18 protein-coding genes are annotated in these 23,186 nt (G+C 61.1%); 6 read left to right on the plus strand and 12 right to left on the minus strand.

Annotation, left to right across the window (positions count from 1 at the left end; translation table 11 throughout):
• Positions 1-10 precede the first annotated feature (10 nt).
• The 4 genes from ACQKP1_RS14900 to ACQKP1_RS14915 all read left to right on the plus strand — a co-directional run bounded on the left by ACQKP1_RS14900 (position 11) and on the right by ACQKP1_RS14915 (position 5,536).
• Positions 11-493 (plus strand): DUF5680 domain-containing protein, encoded by a 483-nt coding sequence (locus tag ACQKP1_RS14900; RefSeq protein WP_427275856.1) that lies wholly within the window; start codon positions 11-13, stop codon positions 491-493.
• 77 nt (positions 494-570) lie between these two features.
• Complete coding sequence (locus ACQKP1_RS14905) at positions 571-3,954, plus strand: hybrid sensor histidine kinase/response regulator (RefSeq protein ID WP_427275857.1); 3,384 nt, start codon at positions 571-573, stop codon at positions 3,952-3,954.
• A complete protein-coding gene (locus tag ACQKP1_RS14910; protein ID WP_427275858.1) occupies positions 3,947-4,870 on the plus strand; it encodes a response regulator in 924 nt (307 codons plus the stop codon). Before ACQKP1_RS14905 ends, ACQKP1_RS14910 begins: the two co-directional genes overlap by 8 nt.
• A gap of 132 nt (positions 4,871-5,002) precedes the next feature.
• Positions 5,003-5,536 (plus strand): AAA family ATPase, encoded by a 534-nt coding sequence (locus ACQKP1_RS14915; protein WP_427275859.1) that lies wholly within the window; start codon positions 5,003-5,005, stop codon positions 5,534-5,536.
• A gap of 64 nt (positions 5,537-5,600) precedes the next feature.
• Here ACQKP1_RS14915 and ACQKP1_RS14920 read toward each other — a convergent pair whose 3' ends face one another.
• From ACQKP1_RS14920 to ACQKP1_RS14950, 7 genes are all read right to left on the minus strand, one after another.
• Complete coding sequence (locus tag ACQKP1_RS14920; RefSeq protein ID WP_427275860.1) at positions 5,601-6,716, minus strand: branched-chain amino acid ABC transporter substrate-binding protein; 1,116 nt, start codon at positions 6,714-6,716, stop codon at positions 5,601-5,603.
• Between the two features lie 165 nt (positions 6,717-6,881).
• Positions 6,882-7,235: a DUF6867 family protein gene (locus ACQKP1_RS14925; protein ID WP_006725835.1), complete on the minus strand. Its 354-nt coding sequence runs from the start codon at positions 7,233-7,235 to the stop codon at positions 6,882-6,884.
• 18 nt (positions 7,236-7,253) lie between these two features.
• On the minus strand, positions 7,254-7,982 hold the full coding sequence (locus ACQKP1_RS14930) for an ABC transporter ATP-binding protein (RefSeq protein ID WP_427275861.1): 729 nt from the start codon (positions 7,980-7,982) through the stop codon (positions 7,254-7,256).
• Positions 7,982-8,854, minus strand: a complete 873-nt coding sequence (locus ACQKP1_RS14935; protein WP_427275862.1) for an ABC transporter ATP-binding protein — start codon at positions 8,852-8,854, stop codon at positions 7,982-7,984. The genes ACQKP1_RS14930 and ACQKP1_RS14935 overlap by 1 nt, the downstream gene beginning before the upstream one ends.
• Positions 8,854-10,248, minus strand: a complete 1,395-nt coding sequence (livM, locus tag ACQKP1_RS14940) for a high-affinity branched-chain amino acid ABC transporter permease LivM (protein WP_427275863.1) — start codon at positions 10,246-10,248, stop codon at positions 8,854-8,856. The genes ACQKP1_RS14935 and livM overlap by 1 nt, the downstream gene beginning before the upstream one ends.
• A 4-nt stretch (positions 10,249-10,252) precedes the next feature.
• Complete coding sequence (locus ACQKP1_RS14945; RefSeq protein WP_006725839.1) at positions 10,253-11,155, minus strand: branched-chain amino acid ABC transporter permease; 903 nt, start codon at positions 11,153-11,155, stop codon at positions 10,253-10,255.
• 273 nt (positions 11,156-11,428) lie between these two features.
• Entirely contained in the window at positions 11,429-13,855 is a 2,427-nt protein-coding gene (locus ACQKP1_RS14950) for a GcvT family protein (protein WP_427275864.1), read from the minus strand.
• A 253-nt stretch (positions 13,856-14,108) separates the two neighbouring features.
• Between ACQKP1_RS14950 and ACQKP1_RS14955 the strand changes: the two genes are divergently transcribed.
• Entirely contained in the window at positions 14,109-15,842 is a 1,734-nt protein-coding gene (locus tag ACQKP1_RS14955; RefSeq protein WP_427275865.1) for a methyl-accepting chemotaxis protein, read from the plus strand.
• Between the two features lie 58 nt (positions 15,843-15,900).
• Here the strand turns inward: ACQKP1_RS14955 and ACQKP1_RS14960 are convergent, their stop codons facing one another.
• The 5 genes from ACQKP1_RS14960 to ACQKP1_RS14980 all read right to left on the minus strand — a co-directional run bounded on the left by ACQKP1_RS14960 (position 15,901) and on the right by ACQKP1_RS14980 (position 22,157).
• Complete coding sequence (locus ACQKP1_RS14960) at positions 15,901-17,019, minus strand: metallophosphoesterase (protein ID WP_427275866.1); 1,119 nt, start codon at positions 17,017-17,019, stop codon at positions 15,901-15,903.
• Positions 17,020-17,096: 77 nt separating this feature from the next.
• Entirely contained in the window at positions 17,097-17,648 is a 552-nt protein-coding gene (locus ACQKP1_RS14965; protein WP_427275867.1) for a sarcosine oxidase subunit gamma, read from the minus strand.
• Between the two features lie 10 nt (positions 17,649-17,658).
• Positions 17,659-20,616, minus strand: a complete 2,958-nt coding sequence (locus ACQKP1_RS14970) for a sarcosine oxidase subunit alpha family protein (RefSeq protein ID WP_427275868.1) — start codon at positions 20,614-20,616, stop codon at positions 17,659-17,661.
• Complete coding sequence (locus tag ACQKP1_RS14975; protein WP_427275869.1) at positions 20,613-20,894, minus strand: sarcosine oxidase subunit delta; 282 nt, start codon at positions 20,892-20,894, stop codon at positions 20,613-20,615. Before ACQKP1_RS14975 ends, ACQKP1_RS14970 begins: the two co-directional genes overlap by 4 nt.
• Before the next feature lie 9 nt (positions 20,895-20,903).
• The gene (locus ACQKP1_RS14980) at positions 20,904-22,157 is read right to left on the minus strand and encodes a sarcosine oxidase subunit beta family protein (protein WP_427275870.1); all 1,254 of its coding nucleotides are present in this window, start codon (positions 22,155-22,157) and stop codon (positions 20,904-20,906) included.
• Between the two features lie 218 nt (positions 22,158-22,375).
• On the opposite strand from ACQKP1_RS14980, the gene cysQ reads away from it, so the two are divergent.
• On the plus strand, positions 22,376-23,179 hold the full coding sequence (gene cysQ, locus ACQKP1_RS14985; protein WP_427275871.1) for a 3'(2'),5'-bisphosphate nucleotidase CysQ: 804 nt from the start codon (positions 22,376-22,378) through the stop codon (positions 23,177-23,179).
• Positions 23,180-23,186: the final 7 nt, after the last annotated feature.

Here is a 23,186-nt window from a genome sequence, read left to right on the forward strand (position 1 = left end):
CGTTCTCATTATGTTCCAGCATAAGGAGGCGACCGTGGACGCTTTGGAGAGTTTCATCATAGAAGCCAAAGCCGTGACCTATATAAGCGGCAAGGCCCCTTCCCCCGTGGCAACCCGGATCGGCGCTACGGACATTCCCTACGAGAAGGGACGCTTTCGTTATCTCGACAGCTACTACGGTGGAACGGACTTTCTCGGCCAGGAAGTGGTCTGGGATGACACTGCCCCGGTCTGGGCAATGAACTATTACGGTCGCATCCTTGATGCCGAGCGTTTCGACGGCGGGCGGGCAGGCACCGTCATCAAGCAAGCTCTGACGGCGCTTTACCAGGAAAAGCGCTTTCTCGGCGGCTTCACCTATCTGCATTCGCTCGGAGAATATGTCGACCAGTCTGTCGGAGACTATCGCAGCTTCCTCGGTGTCGAGCGTATCCGGATGGGGGAGCGCGTCGTCTATCAACTTGACTATCAGGGCGGCCTCATCAAGCCCTGACGGGCCTTGCTATTCTGGACAATCGCGTGAAAATGCCTAAAGGAAAGCCACCCGACACAAGGCGCTAGAATTTAGGCATGGCCGCACGCCAACGCATCATCCCCGTTCGCCGCGAATACAATCGCTGGGTCGCGAACCAGACGCTGGAGGACTATGCGCTGCGCTTTACGGCGAAGAGCGCCCGCAAATTCTCCTCCAGTCGCATTTCGCAAACGGCAATCGGCGCAATCAGTTTTCTGGCCCTGGAGGCGATTGGCGGCACAATCACCATCGCCTACGGCACCACGAACGCCTTTTTCGCCATCATTGCTGCCGCGATCCTGATGCTGCTCGTCGGCATACCGATCAGCCGCTATGCCATCCGTCACGGCGTCGACATCGATCTTCTGACCCGCGGTGCCGGCTTCGGCTATATCGGATCGACCATCACCTCGCTGATCTATGCAGCCTTCACCTTCATGCTCTTTGCCATCGAGGCTTCGATCATGACCAAGGCGCTGGAACTTGCCTTCGGTATTCCGCTCTGGCTCGGCTACATCATCTCCGCCGTGGCCGTACTGCCGCTGGTCACCTACGGCATCCGGATGATTTCGAAGTTCCAGCTGATCACCCAGCCCTTCTGGATCGTGCTCAACATTCTGCCCTTCGTCTTCATCGCCTTTCTCGACTGGGAAAAGATCGACCTCTGGCTGGCCTTCGCCGGTGTCGGCCATTCCAACGCCCATCTGGGCAAGACTGCTCCCTTCAATCTCCTGGAATTCGGCGCCGCTTCCGCCGTCATTCTGGCGCTGATGCCGCAGATCGGCGAACAGGTCGACTTTCTTCGCTTCCTGCCCCCGGAAGGGCCCCGCAAACTGCACCACCGCATCGCGATCTTTCTTGCCGGCTCCGGCTGGGTCGTGCTCGGCGTCCCGAAACTGCTCGCCGGCTCATTCCTCGCGGTGCTGACGCTTTCCACCGGCGTGCCGATCAGCGAGGCCGCGGATCCCGCCCACATGTATGTCGCAGCCTTCGGCTACATGATCCCCAACGAGACGGCCGCCATGCTGCTGATGGCCGGCTTCGTGGTGATCTCCCAACTCAAGATCAACGTGATGAACGCCTATGCAGGCTCACTCGCCTGGTCGAACTTCTTTTCGCGCCTGACCCACAGCCATCCGGGCCGCGTCGTCTGGCTCGTCTTCAACGTTGCGATCGCGCTTCTGTTGATGGAGCTTGGCATCTACGGACTGCTCGAAGAGACGCTCGGCATCTTTTCGATCATCGCCATGAGCTGGCTTTGTGCCATCTCCGCAGATCTCTTCGTCAACAAGAAGCTGGGCTTGTCCCCGCCCGGCATCGAGTTCAAGCGCGCCCACCTCTACGACATCAATCCCGTCGGCTGCGGCACCATGGCGCTCTCCGCCGGATTGGCGCTCGCTGCCCATTTCGGCGCCTTCGGTTCGACCATGGCATCGCTGTCGACCTATGTGACCTTGGTGGCCTTTGTGATCTCGCCGCTGATCGCTTGGTGGACCGACGGCAAGTTCTACCTGGCGCGCAAGCCGCGCTACAGCTGGAAGAACCAGACCGGCATCACCTGCTCGATCTGCGAACACCCGTTCGAGCCCGAAGACATGGCCTGGTGTCCCGCCTATGCAGCCCCGATCTGCTCGCTCTGCTGCACGCTCGATAGCCGCTGCCACGACATGTGCAAGCCGCACGCAAAGATCAACGCCCAGGCCGCGACGGTTGCCCGCGCCCTGCTCCCAGATGCGGTGATAGAGACCTTCTCGACCCGTCTCGGCCGCTATGCGCTGACCGCCATGATCTCGATCTCCGTCATCGGCATCATCCTTGCGGTCATCGCCCACCAAGTGAATGCCGCGACCCCTGCGATGACCGACGTGGTCAACCGCACGGTCACCGTCGTCTTCTTCATCTTCGCCATCATCGCCGGCATCGTTTCCTGGTTCTATGTGCTCGCCCATGACAGCCGCGTCGTGGCGGAAGAAGAATCCTCCCGCCAGAACACGCTTCTGCTCAAGGAAATCGCTGCCCACCGCAAGACCGATGCCGCACTTCAGACTGCCAAGGAGACGGCAGAAGCCGCGAACCGGGCAAAGAGCCGTTATGTCGTCGGCCTCTCCCACGAGCTGCGCACGCCGCTCAATGCCGTGCTCGGTTATGCCCAGATCCTCGAACGCGACGAGACGATCCCCGTGCCGCGCCAGTCGGCGATCAAGGTGATCCGTCGCTCCGCCGACCATCTGTCCGGCCTGATCGACGGCCTCCTGGATATCTCGAAAATCGAGGCGGGCCGCCTGCAGGTCTTCTCCAACGAGGTCAACATTCAGGATTTCCTCGACCAGCTGATCGACATGTTTACTCCCCAGGCGGCAGCCAAGGGCATTCTCTTCGAACACCAGCGCTCTCGCGCACTGCCGCTCTATGTGCGAACCGACGAGCGCCGCCTGCGCCAGATCCTCGTCAACCTGCTGTCGAACGCCATCAAGTTCACCGAGGAAGGCACCATCCGCTTTTCCGTCGATTATCGCAGCCAGGTGGCAACCTTCACCGTCAGCGACACCGGTCGCGGCATCTCGGAAAAGGACCTCAACCGCATCTACGAGCCCTTCCAGCGCGGCGAGGCCGACAACATCCGCCCGCAGCCGGGCCTCGGCCTCGGCCTCACCATCACCAAGCTCCTGACCAACACGCTCGGAGGCGAGATCTCCGTGACCAGCGAGCGCGACCGCGGTTCGACCTTCAAGGTGCGCCTGATGCTCTCGGCCATCGACCGTCCGAATACGGCACCTGCGCCCGAGCGGAAGATCGTCTCCTATACCGGCCCGCGCCGCACCATCGTCGTCGTCGATGACAACGAGGACCACCGCGAATTGATGCGCGAGGTGCTCGCCCCGCTCGATTTCGTCGTCCTGACAGCGGGTGGCGGGCCCGAATGCCTGACCCTGATCGAAGGCGTGAAGGCCGACCTCTTCCTCGTCGACATCTCGATGCCGGGTATGAATGGCTGGCAACTCGTGGAGAAGCTGCGCGACGCCGGCCAGAAGGCGCCGATACTGATGCTCTCGGCCAATGTCGGCGACGCCCCTGCGCCCGGCGGCGAAGGTCATGATGACGCGATCACGAAGCCCGTCGACATCACCCGTCTGCGCGACAAGCTCGCCCGTTTTCTCGGCTTAGACTGGATCTATGCAGACGACCCGCGGCTGCTGCAGCCGGCAGTGCCGGCGGAGCGTCCGGTCTCGCCCGGGGCAATGCATATCGAGGAGTTGATCAGCTTCTGCGATATCGGCTATGTCCGCGGCATCGAGGCAAAGCTTGCCGAACTCGGCGGGCTGGGGAACACGACGGCCTTTGTCGACGCGGCCCGCACTTACCTGCAGGCCTTCGACCTCGCCGGCCTGCGCGGCTTTCTCACCTCATTCGAAACCGGCAGGGAGCCGATCCATGGCTGAGGCGAACCGTCGCGACATCGTGCTTCTGGTGGACGACAGTCCCGATGCGCTCGGCTTCCTGACCGAAGCGCTGGAAGCCTCGGGCTATTCCGTGCTGATCGCAACCTCCGGCCACGGCGCGCTCTCGATCGTTGCCCGGATCAGCCCCGACCTCATTCTGCTCGATGCGGTCATGCCCGGCATGGACGGATTCGAGACCTGCCGCACCTTGAAGGCCGATCCGGTGGTCGCGCAGGTCCCGGTCATCTTCATGACCGGGCTCACAGAGACCGAACACGTGGTGAAAGCACTCGAATCGGGCGGCGTGGACTACCTCACCAAGCCGATCAACATCGATGAGCTGCGCGCCCGCATCCGCGTTCACCTCTCGAATGCCCGCTCGGCCCAAAGCGCCCGTGTCGCCCTCGACGCTGCCGGCCGTCATCTGCTCGCCATCCGGGGGGACGGGCAGGTCCACTGGACGACGCCGCAGGCCAACCGTCTGATCGAGACGGCGATCGGTCATGCAGAGGGAATCGGCGATGTGGCGAAGGCCGCCGCGGCATGGCTCTCTCAGCGCCGCGCCGGAACGCCAAAACAGAGCGAAGCAAGTTTTGCCTTTCCCGGCGCAACTGGCCTGCCGCTCACGCTATCATTGCTCGGCACGATCGGCGCCGACGAATATCTCTTCCGCCTGACCTCGGCGAACCGCCAGAGCGAAGACGAGATGCTGCGCAAAAGCTTTGGCCTGACCTACCGCGAAAGCGAAGTCCTGCTTTGGATCGCCAAGGGCAAGGCCAACCGCGACATCGGCGAAATCCTGGGCCTTTCCGCCCGCACTGTGAACAAGCATCTTGAACAGATCTATTCAAAGCTCGGGGTCGAAAACCGCGCCTCGGCCGCCGTCAAAGCGGCGGATGTGCTGCGCGAGACCTGAGCACACCGGCTCAGTTAGTCAGCGTCCAGCGGGAGCGTATAGGGCACCGCTCACGCCACCGTCTGGGGCCTCGCCCCCGCGACCGAAACACCATAGCACCCCTGCCCCTGCAACGATCGCCAGGACAAGACAATGGACAATTTCGTCATCGTTACCGGTTGCTCCGGCGGCGGCAAGTCAACGCTCCTGCAGGCCTTGCATGAACGCGGCTTTGCGACGGTCGAAGAGCCCGGACGGCGCATCGTCCGGCATCAGCAGGCGGTCGGCGGCACGGCATTGCCCTGGATCGATCTGAAGGCATTCGCCAAAGAAGCGATCCGCCTCGGCCAAGAGGATCGGAATCGCATGGCGGGACACGGTGGCTGGGTGTTCTTTGATCGCAGCCTCGTTGACGCGGCCTCCGCCCTCGCATCCGCCACCGGGAATACTGCAGCAATCGAGGCACTGCGGAAGGACGCGCGGTATCACAGCCGCATCTTCGCCGTGCCGCCTTGGCCCGAGATCTTCGCGAATGACGATGAGCGTCAACATGACTTCGCAGCCGCTGTTGAGGAATATCATAGGCTCGCCGCCCACTACGCGGAGCTAGGCTACGAATGGACAATCATTCCGAAGGCACCGGTCGAGCAACGCGCCGAGTTCGTTCTGCGGGCTTTGCCATACTGAAGCCCGCAAACGCAGAAAGCCCGGCGCGAGGCCGGGCTTTCCGTCGGTCCGATGAGGGATCGAATTAGTCCTGGAAGTACGAGTACTTGCCGTCCTCGCCCTTCTTCCAGGTGTACATGACGTAGTCCGGACGGGTGATGTCGCCCTTGGCGTCGAAGCCGAGGTCGCCGATCACGGTCGTGAACGGACCCTTTTCCTTCATTGCCGTAGCAACGGCTTCCGGATCGACGGACTCGCCTGCCTTGGCAGCAGCGGCGATCACCTGAACGGCAGCGTAGGAATAAAGGGTGTAGGCTTCCGGCTCGAAACCGGCGCTGCGGAACTTGCCGACGACATCGGTAGCGTTCGGGTTCAGACGCGGATCCGGAGCGAAGGTCATCAGCGTGCCGTCCACGGAGTCACCGGCGATCGAGGCAAGTTCGTTCGAGACGATACCATCGCCGGACATGAACTTAGCGTCCAGACCCTGGCTGTCGAGCTGACGCATGATGAGACCAGCTTCGGTGTGCAGACCGCCGAAGTAGACGATCGAAACGCCGGCTTCCTTCATCTTGGCGATCAGGGCGGAGTAGTCCTTTTCACCGGGCGTGATGCCTTCGTAGATGACTTCGGTGACGCCGAGTTCGTTCATCGCCTTCTTGGTTTCGTCGGCAAGACCCTGGCCGTAAGGCGTCTTGTCGTGAACGACGGCAACCTTTGCATCCTTGAAGTTGTCAGCGATGTACTTGCCGGCAACCGCACCCTGCTGGTCGTCACGACCGCAGACGCGGAAGGTGTTCCACAGGCCGCGCTCGGTGTAGTTCGGGTTGGTCGAAGCAGGCGTGATCTGCAGGATGCCATTTTCGGCATAGACTTCAGAAGCCGGGATCGAAACGCCAGAGTTGAAGTGGCCGATGACGTACTTGACGCCGTCAGCGACGAACTTGTTGGCAACCGAAACGCCCTGCTTGGCGTCCGAGACGTCGTCGCCGAGAACGATCTTGATCGGCTCGCCATTGATGCCGCCAGCTGCGTTGATGTCGGCAGCAGCCTGCTCGGCACCCTTCTGCAGCTGTGCACCGAAGGCAGCGTTCGGGCCGGTCAGCGGACCGGCAACGCCGACCAGGATTTCGGCATAGGCGTTGCCGCTGAAGGCAACCATGGCCGTCAGCGCAACTGCCGAAAGAAGAGACTTCTTCATATTGTTACTCCCAAGTTTTTTGTGCGGGTTAGGTTAAAAACCCTGCGCAATACCCGCTGCGACTGCGCCGGAAAACTGTTCCACTCTTTTGTATCTGGCCGAGGCCTTGTTATACGCCAAGCCGTAGCCTTCTGTCGCCAATCTGCGACAGAAAACAACAGCTTGTCAATCTTTGTTCTTCCACGAGAAATACGAAGTTCTCTCGTAGAGCCAGTAATAGTTGTCGACCATCTGGGTGGTCCTGCGGGCCTGGAATCCGGCGACCGCGAAGACCATCAGAAGGGCCACATCGAGGATGTAGAAGAACGGGCTGAGGAACGGCCCTGCGAACAGCGAAAAGTGCAGGAAACGCATCGCGAAGCCCAAGCCCAGCACATAGACGAACACCGTCCCATAGCCGTTCCAGCTTTCCGCGGCAGCCTTGCCGGTGCGCCAGGCGGTCCACAAACCGAGCAGGAGCACCAGGAAGCGGAGGACCATACGAACAGTCGTGTCGCTTTCGAAAAACAAACCTTGCATGTCAAATACTCCCCGCGCTCAGTGATGGCCGCCTTCGAGATAGGCCGCGCGGACCGACGGATCGGCCAGCAGTTCCTTACCCGTGCCACTCATCGTCACCTTGCCGTTGACCATGACATAGGCACGGTCGGAAAGCTTCAGTGCGGCGAATGCATTCTGCTCGACGAGGAAGACGGTCAGCCCCTCTTCCTTGTTGAGCCGCTTGATCTGCTCGAAGATGCCCTTGACGATCAGCGGTGCGAGACCGAGCGACGGCTCGTCGAGGAGAAGCAGCTTCGGACGCGACATCAACGCGCGACCGATCGAGAGCATCTGCTGCTCGCCGCCCGAAAGCGTACCGCCGCGCTGGCTCTGACGTTCCTTCAAACGGGGGAACATGGTGAAGACCTTCTCCACATCCTCCTTGAAGTATTTCAGATTGTCGAGGCCGGCACCCATCTGCAGGTTCTCGAGAACCGTCATGCGCGGGAAGATGCGACGCCCTTCCGGCGACTGGGCGATGCGGCGACGCGCAATCAGATGCGTCGGAAGCTTGGTGATGTCTTCACCGTCGAACACGACCTGGCCGGCACGCGCCTGAGGGCTGCCGCAGATGGTCATCATCAGCGTCGACTTGCCGGCACCGTTGGCACCGATCAGCGACACGATCTCTCCCTTATGGACCTCGACGTCGACACCGGCGAGCGCACGGATATTGCCGTAATAGGTTTCGACATTGGAAACCTTGAGAAGCGGTTCAGAGGACATCAGGCTTCCCCTCCGGCAATCGCTTCAACTTCGTGGATCACTTCTTCCAATTCTTCATCCTCGACACCCAGATAGGCCGCGATGACCTTCGGGTCGTTCTTGACGTGATCAGGCGTGCCATCGGAGATCTTCTGGCCATATTCCAGAACCACGACGTGGTCGGAGATCTGCATGACGACCGACATGTCGTGCTCGATCAGGAGCAGCGAGGCGCCCTCGTCACGGATGCTGCGCAACAGGGTGTTGAGCGCCAGCGATTCCTTCGGGTTGAGGCCAGCCGCCGGTTCGTCGAGGCAAAGAAGCTCCGGACCGGTGCACATGGCGCGGCAGATTTCCAGGCGACGCTGGGCGCCGTAGGGCAGATCGCCAGCCGGATCGTCGGCGCGCTCGATGAGGTCCGCCTTTTCCAGCCAGTAGCGGGCCTTCTCGATCGATTCCGCCTCGGCTTTCTTGTAGGCCGGCAGGCCGAGAAGACCGAGCACGGTATAGCCGGAGGCCTTCATCAGCGTGTTGTGCTGGGCGACCAGAAGGTTCTCCAGAACGGTCAGGCCCGAGAAGAGCCGGATGTTCTGGAAGGTACGGGCGACCTTGGCCTTCTTGGTGATCTCGAAGTCCGGCAGCCGCTCGAGAAGATACTGCTGGCCGGATTCCTGGTTCAGCGTGATCATTCCCATGGTCGGCTTGTAGAAGCCGGTGATGCAGTTGAAGACCGTGGTCTTGCCTGCACCGTTCGGGCCGATCAACGCGGTGATTTCCCCGCGCTTGGCTTCGAAGGAGAAGTCGTTGATGGCCATCAGGCCACCAAAGCGCATCGACAGATGCTCGACCTTCAGGATGGTGTCTTTGTTCATTGTCGTATTCCCGGAAGCCATCAGCCGTGACCTTCCTTGGTAAAGCTGCCCGAGACGGCCTTGCGCTCCTTGAGGAAGGCCGTCGGCTCTCTGCTGCCAACGAAACCGCGCGGCTTGAACAGCATGACGATGACCATGGCGAGGCCGAAGAGGATCATGCGGTACAGTTCCGGCGTGAAGTCGGGACCGAAGACGAGCTTCAGGAATTGCATTTCACGCAGCAATTCCGTTCCGCCGATCATGACGATCGCAGCCACGGCAATCCCGGTCAGAGACCCCATGCCGCCCAGGACGACAATGGCGAGAATGACGGCGGATTCCAGGAAGACGAAGCTTTCCGGCGAAACGAAGCCCTGACGCGCGGCGAAGAAGGAGCCGGCAAAGCCCCCGAACATCGCCCCAATCGAGAAGGCCGTCAGCTTGGTGGTGACCGTGTTGATACCGAGCGAGCGGCAGGCGATCTCGTCTTCACGCATGGCTTCCCAGGCGCGACCGATCGGCATGCGGCGCAGACGGATCGTGACATAGGCCGTCAGGCAGCACAGAGCGAGAATGATGTAGAACAGGTAGATCTTGTAGTACGCCGAGGACATCGGCAGACCGAAGGTCTTGGCAAAGCCGCCAGCAGACGCATCGAAGGGAATGCCGAAGAAGGTTGCCTTCGGAATGCTGGAGATACCGAAGGTACCCCGGGTCACTTCCTGCCAGTTGATCAGCACCAGTCGGATGATTTCCCCGAAAGCGAGCGTCACGATGGCAAGGTAGTCACCTCTCAGACGCAAGACGGGGAAGCCGAGAATAATGCCCCAGAAGGCGGCGAGAATGCCGGCCATCGGCAGCAGGATCCAGAAGGACAGGCCGAAGTTCTGCGCGAGAAGCGCGTAGGAATAGGCACCGACGGCGTAGAAGGCCACGTAACCCAGGTCGAGAAGACCGGCGAGACCGACGACGATGTTCAGACCCCAGGCCAGCATCACGTAGATGAGGATCTGGATGCCGAAGTTGTCGACATATTTCAGCGAGCCCTGCACACCCGAGAGCGCGAGGATCACGGGTGGATAAAGGATCAGGGCAAGCAGCGCGATCTTCAGGAAATGCGTCTTGAAGAAGGACGGCTTGGCATCGATTTCATGGACCGGCATCGCTGCCGACTTCTTTTCCTTGCGCGCGGAGTACCACGGCAGGACAAAGGCGACGAGAGCGAAGCGACCGCCAGCGGCGATGGCGACGAAGGTCGCAAGAAGGCCCCAGCGCGTGTACCAGATCAGCTCGTTGGCCATGTTCTGGTCGGTCTTGATGCCGATATAGAGGCTGAACATGCCAAGCGAGAGGAGGCCAGCGAACAGAGCTTCCTTCAGGGCACGCGCCATTATGCCGGACGACGCGGCACCGTTTACGTTTGCAGTGTTGCTCATCGGATCAAACCTTCTCGACTTCCGGACGCCCGAGGATACCGGTGGGCTTGAAGATCAGCACGAAGGCCAGAATGCCGAAGGTTGCGACATCCTTGTAGGCGATGCTGAAATAAGCGGACCACAGGGCTTCAATCAGGCCGATCAACAACCCACCGATGACGGCACCCGGCAGAGAGCCGATACCACCCAGAACTGCGGCCGTGAACGCCTTGACGCCGGGAATGAACCCGTCGTGGAAGCTGGCGACGCCATAATACATCAGATACATCGTGCCGGCGACAGCCGCGAGTGCAGCGCCCATGACGAAGGTGATGGAGATGGTACGGTCGACGTCGACGCCGAGCAGAGCCGCCATTTTGCGGTCCTGTTCGGTCGCACGCTGAGCGCGACCAAGCGGCGTCTTGTTAACGATATACCAGAAGCCAGCCAGCAGGACGGCCGTGATCACAACAATGATCACCTGCTTCAAAGCGACGGTGATGTTACCGAAATGCAGGACATCGCTGACCAATGGCGGGATCGGCTTATTGCGCGGACCCTGCGAGATCTGGATGAAGTTGGACAGAACGATCGACATGCCGATCGCCGTGATCAGCGGCGCAAGGCGGAACGAACCGCGCAGCGGCCGATAGGCAACCCGTTCGATGACCCAGTTCCACAAGCTGGTCATCAGCATCGCGACGATCAACATCACCAAAAGGGCGATCGCTACGGGAACGCCGGCAAAGAAGGATGTCAGGATCAAGAAGGCGATGAGAGCGGCAAAGCCGCCGAGCATGAAAATGTCACCATGGGCAAAGTTGATCATGCCGATGATGCCGTAGACCATCGTATAGCCGATAGCGATAAGGCCATAGATGGAACCAAGAGTCAGCCCGTTGATGAGCTGCTGGGCAAAGTACTCCATATATTATCCCCCGGACGCGCCTTACTGTTGCGTCTCATTTTGTTATCCCTTGCGGGCATAGGCGTCGGTGGATTCCATATCGCTTTGTCCGAAAATGTGAAGCCAAAAAGGCAGGCATCGGGCAAAATGTTACTGTTAACAGGTACTTTGACACCTGAAATGACAGGTCACACAAAAAAGCAGCAGAAAAAGCTTATGAAATCAGCAGGTCGCCGGGGCGACCTGCTGTCAATCGAATGGAACTAAAGCAAGCCCATTTATGTCGAAAACGGTTCAGTTTCTCATTCGCGACCCGTTCGCGTCAAAAAGCGACTGAGGCTGAAGGCGGGCTGGCAAGATTTCCCCAAGAATCTCCACCTCCCAGCCGTCGATTTCGTCTGCGATTTCCTTCGGAACATAGCCGATGGCGACCGAGACCCCGCTCGGATGGGCAAAGCCGCCCGACGTCACCCAGCCGCGCACCTCACCCTTGTACGAGATCGGCTCGTCGCCGATGACATCCGCATCCTTGGCGTCGACGATGAAGGTGCGGAGCCGAAGCGCCCCACCAGAGAGCTTCTCCTCCATCGCCGCCTGCTTGCCGATGAAGCTCGCCTCTTTCTTGAGCGCGACGAAGCGCGACAGCCCGGCTTCGAGTGGCCCGTAGAGCGGACGGTATTCGCGCGACCAGCTGCCGAAGCTCTTTTCAAGACGCAAGGCGTTGAGGGCGCGTAGGCCAAAGAGGGTGATGTTGAACTCGGCCCCTGCCTCCATCAACGCGTCGAAGACGTAGCGCTGATATTCCGGCCGCATCCAGATCTCGTAGCCGAGGTCACCGGTGTAGCTGACACGCCCCAGCATGACCGGCGCCATGCCGAGATCCATCTCTCGGATCGCCATGAAGGGCAGCGCGGCGTCGGAGACATCGAGATGGGTGAGCTTGGCCAGCACCTCGCGCGACTTCGGCCCGGCGATCGACAGTCCGACAAGGCTGAGGTTCAAGGCCTCGACATCAACGGAACCATCGTCAGGCAGATGGCTCTCGAACCAGCGCATGTGATAATCCTCGGCGATGCCAGAGCCGATGACGAGAAAGTCCTCGTCGTCGAGATTGGCAACGGTGAAGTCGCCGATCAGCTTGCCGGCCTCGTTCAGCATCGGCGCGAGCGCCATGCGGCCTACTTCCGGCAGCTTGCAGGCGAGCATGTGGTCGAGCCAGGCGCGAGACCCCTCCCCGCTCACCATGTATTTGGCAAAGCCGGAGGTCTCCATCAGGCCGACGCCGTCGCGCACGGCCTTGGCTTCCCGTCCCACAGCCTCGAAGTCGGTCGAGCGGCGCCAGGAGAAGGCATCTTCGACGCCTGCAGGTGCAAACCAGAGCGGCGTTTCCAGACCATAGGACGCGCCGAACACCGCACCGGCGGCCTTCAGCTTGTCGTAGACAGGCGTTGTCAGCAGCGGGCGTGCGCCTGGAAGTTCTTCGTTCGGATAGCGGATCGAGAAACGGCGGGTATAATTCTCGCGCACCTTGGCATTTGTATAGGCAAGCGTCGCATAGTCGCCGTAGCGGCAGACATCCATGGCAAAGACATCGAAACCCGGATCGCCCTCGATGATCCAGTTGGCGAGTGCCAAGCCCACGCCGCCGCCCTGGCTGAAGCCGGCCATAACCGCGCAGGCCGACCAGTAATTGGTCATGCCGCGCACCGGACCGACAAGCGGATTACCGTCCGGCGAGAAGGTGAAGGGGCCGTTGATGATCTTCTTGATGCCGGCATTGTTGAAGGCCGGGAAATGCCGGAAGCCGATTTCCAGTTCGTTGGTGATGCGCTCGAGGTCTTCGGCCAGAAGCTCGTGACCGAAGGTCCAGGGCGTCTCGATCGGCGACCACGGACGGCAGTCCTTTTCATAGGTGCCCATCAGCATGCCGTTGCGCTCCTGGCGGATATAGATCTCGCCGTCGAAATCGACGCAATGCATGAGTTCCTTGCCGGTCGTCTTGTTGAATTCGATGACCTCCGGCATGTCCTCGGTGATGAGATACATGTGCTCCATGGCGAGAACCGGCAGTTCCAGCCCGACCATGCGGCCGACTTCGCGCGCCCAGAGACCGGCCGCATTCACGACATGCTCGGCCCGGATCTCGCCCTTGTCGGTGATGACACGCCAGGTGCCGTCTTCCAGCTGCACCAGATCCTCGACCTTGGTGTGCAGATAGATTTCCGCCCCGTTCTTCTTGGCCGACTTCGCATAGGCATGGGTCGTGCCATAGGGGTCGAGATGGCCCTCATGCGGATCAAAGACCGCGCCGACGAACTGCTTCGGGTCAAGAAGCGGCATCATCTCATAGGCTTCCTGCGCCGAAATCAGCGTCGCCTCGCCGCCCGCATATTTGCCCTTCGCAAGCAGCGACTTCATCCAGTCGAAGCGCTCCTTGGTGGCCGCCAGCATCAGGCCCGAGGTCATGTGCAAGCCGATATCCTGGCCGGAATATTCCTCGATCTCCTTGTAGAGCTCGACCGTGTATTTCTGCAGCTTGGCAACGTTCGGGTCGCCATTGATCGTGTGCATGCCGCCGGCCGCATGCCAGGTCGAGCCGGAGGTCAGCTCAGAGCGCTCCAGTAGCACGACATCGGTCCAGCCGAACTTCGTCAGGTGATACAGCACCGAACACCCGACGACACCCCCGCCGATGACGACGACACGTGCATGGCTCTTCATGGAAAACGCTCCCTTAGCGGCAAAAAATGATCCGACAAAGCTAGATTGCCCGCATGAAAGCCAGAAGACCATGCTGCGACGAAACATGTCGCATCGGTAGCACCCAGTGTTCTCAGGGCGGCGTTGTGATTGGCGACAAAAGTGTCAACCCAACGCGACAGCGGTCGCCCTTTTTAAGGCTTCAGTAAGTTAGCAGATATAATCGTTTCAAGGCGGCAGGTTTGCGTAGCCGCTCCAAAAATTAGAGATCTGCATGTCCCTTTTCGCCTTTGGCAGCGATGCCCGATCCATCCTAAACGCCCTCGAAAAATCCCAGGCCATCATCGAATTCGATCTCGAAGGCCGCATTCTCCACGCCAATGATAACTTCCTGAAGGCGATCGGTTATCAGTTGAGCGAAATCGTCGGTCAGCATCACCGGATATTCGTCACGCAGGCGGAGGCCGGTTCCGCTGAATACAAACAGTTCTGGCGCAATTTGGCGGCCGGCAATTTTGATCAGCGCCAATACAAGCGGGTCGCCAAGGGCGGCCGTGAAATCTGGATCGAGGCGACCTACAATCCGGTCCTCAAGGGCGGCCGTCCGCACAAGGTCGTCAAGTTCGCAACCGACATCACCGCGATGAAGCTGAAATCGCTGGACGCCGAAGGCAAGCTTGCAGCGCTTGATCGCGCCCAGGCGATCATCGAATTCACGCCGAAGGGCGAGATCCTGCATGCCAACGAGAACTTTCTCGGCGCCATGGGCTACACCTTGTCCGAAATCGTCGGACGCCATCATTCGATTTTCTGCGATGCGAATTACGCAGGCTCCGGTGAATATCTCGACTTCTGGCGCGGCCTCGGGGAGGGCCGGTTCGTCGCCGACCAGTTCACCCGTTTCGGCAAGGGCGGAAAGAAGATCCATATCCAGGCCTCCTACAACCCGATCATGGATGTCGACGGCAAGGTGCTGAAAGTGGTCAAATTCGCCACCGACGTGACGGAACGCACCCGCGTTATCGAGGAACTTGGCGCGGGTCTCGGTCGTCTTGCCGATAGCAATATCCGCATCACCCTCGACCAACCCTTCAGCACCGAATTTGAACCGCTGAGGCGTGACTTCAACGCATCCATCAGCGCCTTCCAGCAGACGCTATCCGGTGTGCTCGACCAGACGCATGAACTGGCCCGCAACGGCAGCACGATGAAGAACTCAGCCGAAGAGTTGTCCGACCGGACCCATCAGCAGGTCGCCGCCCTCGAGCAGACGGCAGCGGCCCTGTCGGAAGCGACAGTCAAATTGAGGACGGCGACCGAACAGACGCGGGAGACACGCCAGATCGCAACGGAAGCGCGCGCCGCCGCCACGTCATCGGTTGCCGTAGTAGGCGACACCGTGAGCGCGATGCAACGGATCGAGGATGCGTCCAACGAGATCGGCAAGATCATCGGCGTGATCGACGAGATCGCCTTCCAGACAAATCTGCTTGCGCTCAATGCGGGCGTCGAGGCCGCCCGTGCCGGTGAAGCCGGCAAGGGATTTGCCGTCGTCGCCCAGGAAGTGCGCGAACTCGCCCAGCGCTCGGCCAATGCGGCGAAGGAAATCAAGACGCTGGTCAGCACCTCGGCCAACGAGGTCCAGGAAGGTGTGCGCCTCGTCGGCGAGACGGGCCGCGTGCTTCAGGAGATCGAGAAATTCGTCTCGGCCATCGGCAAGAACGTCGATCGCATCGCCACCTCTGCGGCAGAAGAGACGGCCGCCCTTGAAGCAATCAACGGTGCCGTCAGCGACGTCGACGGCATGACCAAGGCGAACGCCGCCATGGTCGCCCAGTCGACCGAGATCAGCCGAGCGGTGTCGGATGGAGCCTCGGTGCTTGCCGAACTCGTCAACCGCTTCAAGCTCAACCGCCGCGGCGATATCCGCGACGGCGGCAAGGAGGTCTGGACACCGGCCGAACGGGCAGCCCGTATGCGGACCACCTCTTACCGCGCCGCGTCCTGAAAACTCTGAAAACTGAAATCGGCCCGGCAAAACCGGGCCGGTCCAATTCGCCTTTCCATCAAGGCGCGGAACGCAGCGTGAACTCGGCCAACTCCGCCGGCACGCCGATCCGAAGCGCAAAGCCTGGCCACAGGCCTGTGCCATTATTCACATAAAGCTGCATCTCCCCGACCTTATAGAAGCCGGAAACAAAGCCGTTATTCGCCCGGGCGACGATCTGGTCGAGGCCCCGGATCATCCCGCCATGGGTGTGGCCGGAAAGCTGGAGGGCAACCCCTTGCTCAGCGGCCCGGTGTGCGAGCCGCGGCTGGTGATCGAGCAGGATAATCGGTGCGTTTGCGGGCGCACCGGACAAGGCCTTGCCAAGATCAGGCTCGACTGCGCCGGTGAACCGGGCCGAAAGATCGGTGACCCCAGCCACCACCAACCGCCCCTCGCCCCGTTCGATCACGGCATGATCATTCGCAAGGATACGCATGTTGATTTCAGGGAAGTGCTTAAGCCAGCGGTCGATGTCGAAGAAATATTCGTGATTGCCAGGCACCGTCAGCACGCCGTCACGAGCCGTCAGCCCGCCAAGCGGCGCGATGTCTTCGCGGCGGATATCAAGACTGCCATCGATCAGGTCACCGGTGATGACGATCAGGTCGGCATCGAGCGCATTGGTCTTGTCCACGACAGCGGCAGCCCAGCTTCCTGTGAACAGGCGGCTGATATGCAGGTCTGTCAACTGCACCATCCGGTAGCCGTCGAATTCGGGCGCAAGTCCCGGGATCACGACCTCGATCTGCTTGAGCGGCGGCACACGGATCGCCTGGGAAATGCCGAAACTGGCAAGCAGGACGGCGGCGATGCCCATCGTGTAACGCACTTCCGCCGGAACGGCGGGAAACGACCATTTGACGGCAAAGATCAGGAGACTGACCAGATCGAGAGCCACCTGCATCATGGCGAGCAGCACGATCGCGCCGAAGAACAGGTTGAAGCCGATGACCAGTGGCCGCGGAAACTCCGGAGCGAACACCGAGCCGGAGGTGAAGCGGCTAAACAGATGATACTGCGAGGCCACGAGCAGGAAAGCGGCGAGCAAGACTTTGACCATCAACGGCCACGGCAAGGGGGCGATGAAGCGGGTTGCCACGATCAGCCATGGCAGGGAGAACATCAGATGAAACATGCGGGGGCGGGATCCTTTGTGCCGTAAACGCCGGAAGAGCGTCGGCGGATCACCGAGACATAGGGTCGGTCAGCCCCTCACGCAAACCCCGCCGTCAGCGCAAACTCCCGGCCCATCTCGCGCAGCTCGTCGAACAGGAAGCCGGCAAAGCTGCGCATCACGATAATTTCGAAGCTATCTTGGCCTGTGCGAGCGATATTTGCGGCGACATGGCAGATCTGGCAGTTGGTCGACTGGCCGATTTCGAAGAGGTCTGGATGCAGGTCGAGCGCCGTGCATTTTGCAAGGATCGCCCGCACTTTTGGACCGTGGATCCGCAACACCACGCGCCCGTCGCTCTGGTCGACAAAGGAGCAGCGAGAACTGCCAAGGTCGGCAAGCTGGCGCGCAATCGTGTCGGCGGCAACCGTCTCGCTGATGACAAGCCATTCGCTGGGGCCGCAGACACGCACATGAACATCTTCAAGTGTGGTCAACGCCTCGTCGATATCGGCCTCATGGCCCTGATGGGCCAGCACGGAAAAGACGGAGACGGCCCGCAGGGTCGCGAGATGATGCGGATTGGGTGTCGCCTCGAAACCGGAAATGTGGTCCTCGAGCACGTGACTGATGGCATAGGTCACCGGCATGATCGGATCCTCACAGGTTCAGTTTCTTGTTGTCGGGATCGTAAAAGACGGGGCTGACAACCTCGGCCAGCACTTCCGATCCGCGCAACCCGTCCCAGACGACGATCTTCTCCCCCAGCCGCTCGCGGCCGGATTTCAGGAAGGCAAGACCGATCGTGTGGCCGAGCGTCGGCGAATGGCAGACGGAAGACACCCAACCCTGGTCGTTCAGCGTCGAGGGCTTGACGTTCTCCTTCAAGAGATGCGCACCGGCGGCGAAACTCTTGTCCCGATCGGCAGGCTTCAGGCCGACGAGCTGCGGACGATCGGCAGCGGTCAGGCCGAACCGGCTCGACAGACGCTTGCCGATAAAGTCAGGCTTCTGGGTCGAGAACATTTTGCCAAGGCCCACATCGTCGGGCGTCGTGCGGCCGTCGATTTCGCTGTGGGTGATGAAGCCTTTTTCGATGCGCAGCACGTTGAGTGCCTCGACGCCGTAAGCGCAGATACCATGCGGCTTGCCGGCCGCCATGATCGCATCGGCGACCGCCTCGCCGTAATTCGCGGGGACCGCCACTTCGAAGGCAAGTTCGCCGGAGAAGGAGATCCGGAAGAGCCGCGCCTTCAAGCCCCCCTTGAGCAGCACTTCGCGCGCCGAAAGGAAGGGGAAAGCCTCGTCGGAGATATCGTCTTCGATGATCTGTTCGAGAATGATCCGCGCCTTGGGGCCCGCGACCGACATTTGCGCCCATTGATCGCTGGAGGAGACGAAGCGCACGTCGAGATCTGGCCACAGAACCTGGGCGCAGAATTCCAGATGCGTCATCACCTCGCCGGCATAGGCCGTCGTCGTGGTCATGAAGAAATGCTCGTCCGACAAGCGGCTGGTCGTGCCGTCATCGAAGATCATGCCGTCTTCACGCAGCATCAGCCCGTAGCGCGCCTTGCCAACCGGCAGCTTGAGGAAGGCGTTGGAATAGACGCGGTTTAAAAATTCCGCGGCATCCTTGCCGAAGATCTCGATCTTGCCGAGGGTCGAGACATCGCAGATGCCGGCATTGGCCCTGACATTCAGGACTTCGCGATCAACCGCGTCCCGCCAGGTCTTCTCGCCATCACGCGGGAACCAGGAGGAGCGATACCAGAGGCCGGATTCGACGAAGACGGCACCGTTTTTCTTCGCCCAGCCGTGCAGCGGCGAGGTGCGCACGGGCCGCGAATGTTCACCCCGCGAGGTGCCCGCCATCGCGCCGAAGGATACGGGCGTGTAGAAGGGCCGGAAGGTGGTGGTGCCGATCTCGGCAGGGGAAACGCCACGCATGCCGGCCATGATGCCGATCGTCGCGACATTGCCGAGCTTGCCCTGATCCGTCGCCATGCCGCCGGTCGTGTAGCGCTTGGTGTGCTCGACATGCCCCATGGCCTCGCGCTGGGCAAGGCTTAAGTCCTTCACATGCACGTCGTTTTGGAAGTCGACAAAGGCCTTGGACTTGGCGCCCGGCACATACCAGAGCGGCGCGAAGGAGGCGTCGAATTCACCTTCGACTTCTGGCACATCGACATTGCCGACGAGACGACCGAGATCGCCGATCGCCTCATGTGCCTTGTCCGCACCATCGCGCAGAACGGCAGCAAGCGAGGCATGACCGGCAGCCGAGCCGGCGATCCGAAGCCGCTGCCCTACATCCGGCGCCAGGAAGGCCTGATGCTCGTCCGACCAGGTGGGCTTTGCGCCGCGCTGGCAGGCGAGATGCACGATCGGACTATAGCCGCCGCTCATCGCCAGCGCATCGCAGGCAATCTCCTCCTGATGGCCCATGCGTTCGGCAATGAGCCCCTTGATCCGGTAGTAGCCCTTGGTGTCGATGACGGAGCCGCCCCTGATCACCCGCACCCCGGCGGGCACAACATCAGAAGAGTGTGTCCGCCCGTCGATGATAGCAGCGACACCCACACCGGCAGCGACCAGATCGGCCGCCGTACGATAGCCCGCACCGCCATTGGTAAAGATGGCGACGTTCTGGCCGGCGGCCACGCCATAACGATTGAGATAGGTCCTGATGGCACCCGAGGTCATCACACCGGGCTTGTCGTTTCCACCGAAGACCAGCGGCCGCTCTTCGGCACCGGAAGCCAGGATCGCCCGCTTGGCGACGATGCGCCAGACCCGCTCGACCGGCAGATCGCCCGAGGGTTGGGCGACATGCTTCTGCACGTTCTCGACGGCGCCGAAGACATTGTCGTCGTACCAGCCGAACACGGTGGTGCGCGGCATCAGCGTGACAGTGGAAAGGCTCTTCAGCTCCTCGACGACGGAGGCAGCATATTCTGCCGCAGGCACGCCGCCGACGGTGACACGCTCGGACAGCAGCGATCCGCCAATCCTGAAACCTTCATCCGCCAGAATGACGCGCAGCCCCGCACGCGCCGCAGCTCGCGCTGCCATCAGGCCGGCCGGGCCAGCGCCGATCACCAGCAGGTCGCAATGCGCCCAGGCTTTTTCGTAGCGATCGGGATCGGCGATGAACGGCGTCTTGCCGAGGCCGGCGGCTTTCCGGATGATCGGCTCGTAAAGCTTTTCCCAGAAAGCCTTCGGCCACATGAAGGTCTTGTAGTAGAAGCCGGCCGACAGAAACGGCGACAACAGGCTGTTGACCGCGCCGATATCGTATTTGAGCGAGGGCCAGCGGTTTTGGCTGTTGGCTTCGAGCCCCTGATAGAGCTCGGCCACCGTGGCGCGCGTATTCGGCTCGGTCCGGCCATCCTTGCCGATCATAACAAGCGCATTCGGCTCTGCCGAGCCGGCCGTAACGATGCCGCGCGGGCGGTGATACTTGAACGAGCGCCCGACAAGCAGCTGGTCGTTGGCGATCAGGGCCGAGGCCAACGTATCGCCCTCATAGCCGGTATGGGTCTGACCATCGAAGGTGAAGGAAAGCGTGCGGGCGCGGTTGACGATCCCACCGGAGGAAAGCCTGTAGCCGGTCATCGCGCCGCCTCCTTCGCGTAATCGCGCGCATCGGTCACGCTATAGACCTCGTGACTTGCGGCATTGTCGCGCTCGACCACCAGCCAGCGGCGGCAGCCAGCCGAATGGTGCCAGTGCTCGATGATCCGGCCCTTCGGGTTGTCGCGGAGGAAGACGTAAGCGTTCCAGGCATCATCAGTCGCTGTGGGCGCCGGGCGCACCGGGCTGGCATCACCGCGAATGCTGAACTCTTCCTTGGGACGGACGCCGCAATGCGGACAGGTAATCAGGCTTGCCATGGCGATGTCTCAATGCAGGTTCGGTTGGGGACCCTTGCCGCCTTCATCGACGGCAAAGCCGCGTTCGAAGCGATCAAGGCGCAAGAGGCGGGCCACGGGATGGGCCTCGTTCTTGGCGATCAGATGGGCATAGCAGAAGCCGGAAGCCGGCGTCGCCTTGAAGCCGCCGTAACACCAGCCGCAATTCAGGTAGAGATTGTCGATCGGCGTGCGGTCGATAATCGGCGAACCATCCATCGACATGTCCATGGCGCCACCCCAGGCGCGCAGCACGCGGACCCTGGACAGACCGGGGATCAGCGACACGCCCTCCTCAATCGTATGCTCGACGGTCGCAAGATTGCCGCGCTGGGCATAGGAGGAATAATAGTCGATATCGGCCCCAAAAACCAAACCGCCCTTGTCCGACTGCGAGATGTAGAAATGTCCCGCACCATAGGTGATGACATTGTCGATCACAGGCTTGATGCCTTCCGACACGAAGGCCTGCAGCACATGCGTCTCGATCGGCAGGTCGAGCCCGGCCATCTTGCCGGTCACGGACGTATGACCGGCAGTCGCCAGCGCCAGCTTGTTGCAGCCGATAAAGCCCTTGGTCGTTTCGACGCCGGTCACCTGGCCGAGTTCGTCGCGGCGGATAGCGGTCACTTCGCAATGCTGGATGAGATCGACGCCGCGCTCGTCCGCACCGCGCCCGTAGCCCCAGGCAACGGCATCATGGCGGGCCGTGCCGCCGCGCCGCTGAAGCAACCCGCCCATGATCGGGAAGCGCGCATGATCGAAATTGAGATAGGGCATCATCTGGCGCACCTGCTCGCGGTCGAGCAGCTCGGCCTTCACCCCATGCATCATCATCGCATTGCCACGCCGCGCATAGGCGTCGCGCTGGCCGTCGGAATGAAAGAGATTGACGATGCCGCGCTGCGAGACCATGGCATTGTAGTTGAAGTCCTGCTCCAGGCCTTCCCACAGCTTCATGGAGAATTCGTAGAAGGGTTCGTTGCCTTCGAGCATGTAGTTCGAGCGGATGATCGTCGTGTTTCGTCCGACATTACCGCCGCCGAGATAACCCTTCTCGATAACGGCGACATTGGTGATGCCGAATTCCTTGGCGAGATAATAGGCCGTCGAAAGGCCGTGCCCTCCCCCGCCGACGATGATCACATCGTAGTGCGGCTTCGGCTGCGGCTCGCGCCACATCGGCGCCCAGTTCCGGTTGCCGGAAAGCGCCTGGCGGAAGATCGAAAGGGCGGAATAACGCATCGAACAACCTCTGCAAATGTCGCGTCACATTCGCATAGGCGTCACAAAGAGCAAGCGCGATCAGGACAAAATCTATGCTGTTTGAGACATGGAACACAGGTTTGATCGCAGTGCAGCACAGAAACATCAGGCAAGCATGGCGGCCCGCGGCACAGCGCACTTCCCAAGCCCATTCGACACCGTTAAACCGAGTGTGAAGTGATCGGGAGCCCGGTTCGGTGCAGCAGTCGGCAGACATACTGAAACTCTTCGAAGAGAGCGCGATTGCCGCGGGCCGCGTGATCCTCGACATTTACAGGGCCGGTGCAGCCGTACGCCTGAAAGGCGACACCTCACCGGTGACAGAAGCTGACGAAGCCGCTGAGCGGCTGATCCTCGCAGCCCTTGCCCGCCACATGCCCGACGTCCCTGTGGTTGCCGAGGAAGAGGTCGCCGCCGGGCGTATTCCCGATGTCAGCGGCGGCCGTTTCATTCTCGTCGACCCCCTTGATGGCACCCGCGAATTCATCGGTGGCCACGATGATTTCACCGTCAACATCGCCCTGATCGAGGCCGGCACGCCAGTCCTCGGTGTCGTCCATGCGCCAGCACTGCACGCGCTCTATCTTGGCGGCGGAGGCAAGGCGGAGAAGGTCAAGCTGGATGAGAAGGATGCGGTGATCGCCCGCATGCCGATTGCGGCACGTTTGAAGGGGGCTTCCCCGTCAGCCCTGGTTTCGCGCTCTCACAATTGCGATGCAACCGACGCCTATATCCGTAAGGCCGCAATCCTGGAGCGCAAGACCGTCGGCTCCTCGCTCAAGTTCTGCATGGTAGCCGAGGGGGTCGCCGACCTTTACCCCCGCTTCAGCCCGACAATGGAATGGGACACGGCTGCAGGCGATGCCGTACTTCGGGCGGCCGGCGGCATGGTTGCCACCGAAGACGGCGCGCCGCTCACCTATGGCAAACGCCTTCCCGGGCTGCGTGCCTTCGAAAACCCGCCCTTCCTGGCCACGGGACGCCCCTCCGAGCGGGGATGAGTTTCGG

The sequence above is a fragment of the Allorhizobium sp. NPDC080224 genome, assembly GCF_050281005.1.
Classification (GTDB): domain Bacteria; phylum Pseudomonadota; class Alphaproteobacteria; order Rhizobiales; family Rhizobiaceae; genus Allorhizobium.

Excerpts from the sequence above, each read along its gene's own strand:
- ACQKP1_RS14910 (WP_427275858.1), top strand. The coding sequence starts at position 3,947 with ATGGCTGAGGCGAACCGTCGCGACATCGTGCTTCTGGTGGACGACAGT.
- ACQKP1_RS14945 (WP_006725839.1), bottom strand. The coding sequence starts at position 11,155 with ATGGAGTACTTTGCCCAGCAGCTCATCAACGGGCTGACTCTTGGTTCC.
- ACQKP1_RS14905 (WP_427275857.1), top strand. The coding sequence starts at position 571 with ATGGCCGCACGCCAACGCATCATCCCCGTTCGCCGCGAATACAATCGC.
- ACQKP1_RS14980 (WP_427275870.1), bottom strand. The coding sequence starts at position 22,157 with ATGCGTTATTCCGCCCTTTCGATCTTCCGCCAGGCGCTTTCCGGCAAC.
- ACQKP1_RS14930 (WP_427275861.1), bottom strand. The coding sequence starts at position 7,982 with ATGTCCTCTGAACCGCTTCTCAAGGTTTCCAATGTCGAAACCTATTAC.
- ACQKP1_RS14900 (WP_427275856.1), top strand. The coding sequence starts at position 11 with ATGTTCCAGCATAAGGAGGCGACCGTGGACGCTTTGGAGAGTTTCATC.
- livM (WP_427275863.1), bottom strand. The coding sequence starts at position 10,248 with ATGAGCAACACTGCAAACGTAAACGGTGCCGCGTCGTCCGGCATAATG.
- ACQKP1_RS14925 (WP_006725835.1), bottom strand. The coding sequence starts at position 7,235 with ATGCAAGGTTTGTTTTTCGAAAGCGACACGACTGTTCGTATGGTCCTC.
- ACQKP1_RS14915 (WP_427275859.1), top strand. The coding sequence starts at position 5,003 with ATGGACAATTTCGTCATCGTTACCGGTTGCTCCGGCGGCGGCAAGTCA.
- ACQKP1_RS14935 (WP_427275862.1), bottom strand. The coding sequence starts at position 8,854 with ATGGCTTCCGGGAATACGACAATGAACAAAGACACCATCCTGAAGGTC.
- ACQKP1_RS14975 (WP_427275869.1), bottom strand. The coding sequence starts at position 20,894 with ATGGCAAGCCTGATTACCTGTCCGCATTGCGGCGTCCGTCCCAAGGAA.
- ACQKP1_RS14965 (WP_427275867.1), bottom strand. The coding sequence starts at position 17,648 with ATGCCGGTGACCTATGCCATCAGTCACGTGCTCGAGGACCACATTTCC.
- ACQKP1_RS14950 (WP_427275864.1), bottom strand. The coding sequence starts at position 13,855 with ATGAAGAGCCATGCACGTGTCGTCGTCATCGGCGGGGGTGTCGTCGGG.
- ACQKP1_RS14960 (WP_427275866.1), bottom strand. The coding sequence starts at position 17,019 with ATGTTTCATCTGATGTTCTCCCTGCCATGGCTGATCGTGGCAACCCGC.
- ACQKP1_RS14955 (WP_427275865.1), top strand. The coding sequence starts at position 14,109 with ATGTCCCTTTTCGCCTTTGGCAGCGATGCCCGATCCATCCTAAACGCC.
- ACQKP1_RS14970 (WP_427275868.1), bottom strand. The coding sequence starts at position 20,616 with ATGACCGGCTACAGGCTTTCCTCCGGTGGGATCGTCAACCGCGCCCGC.
- ACQKP1_RS14920 (WP_427275860.1), bottom strand. The coding sequence starts at position 6,716 with ATGAAGAAGTCTCTTCTTTCGGCAGTTGCGCTGACGGCCATGGTTGCC.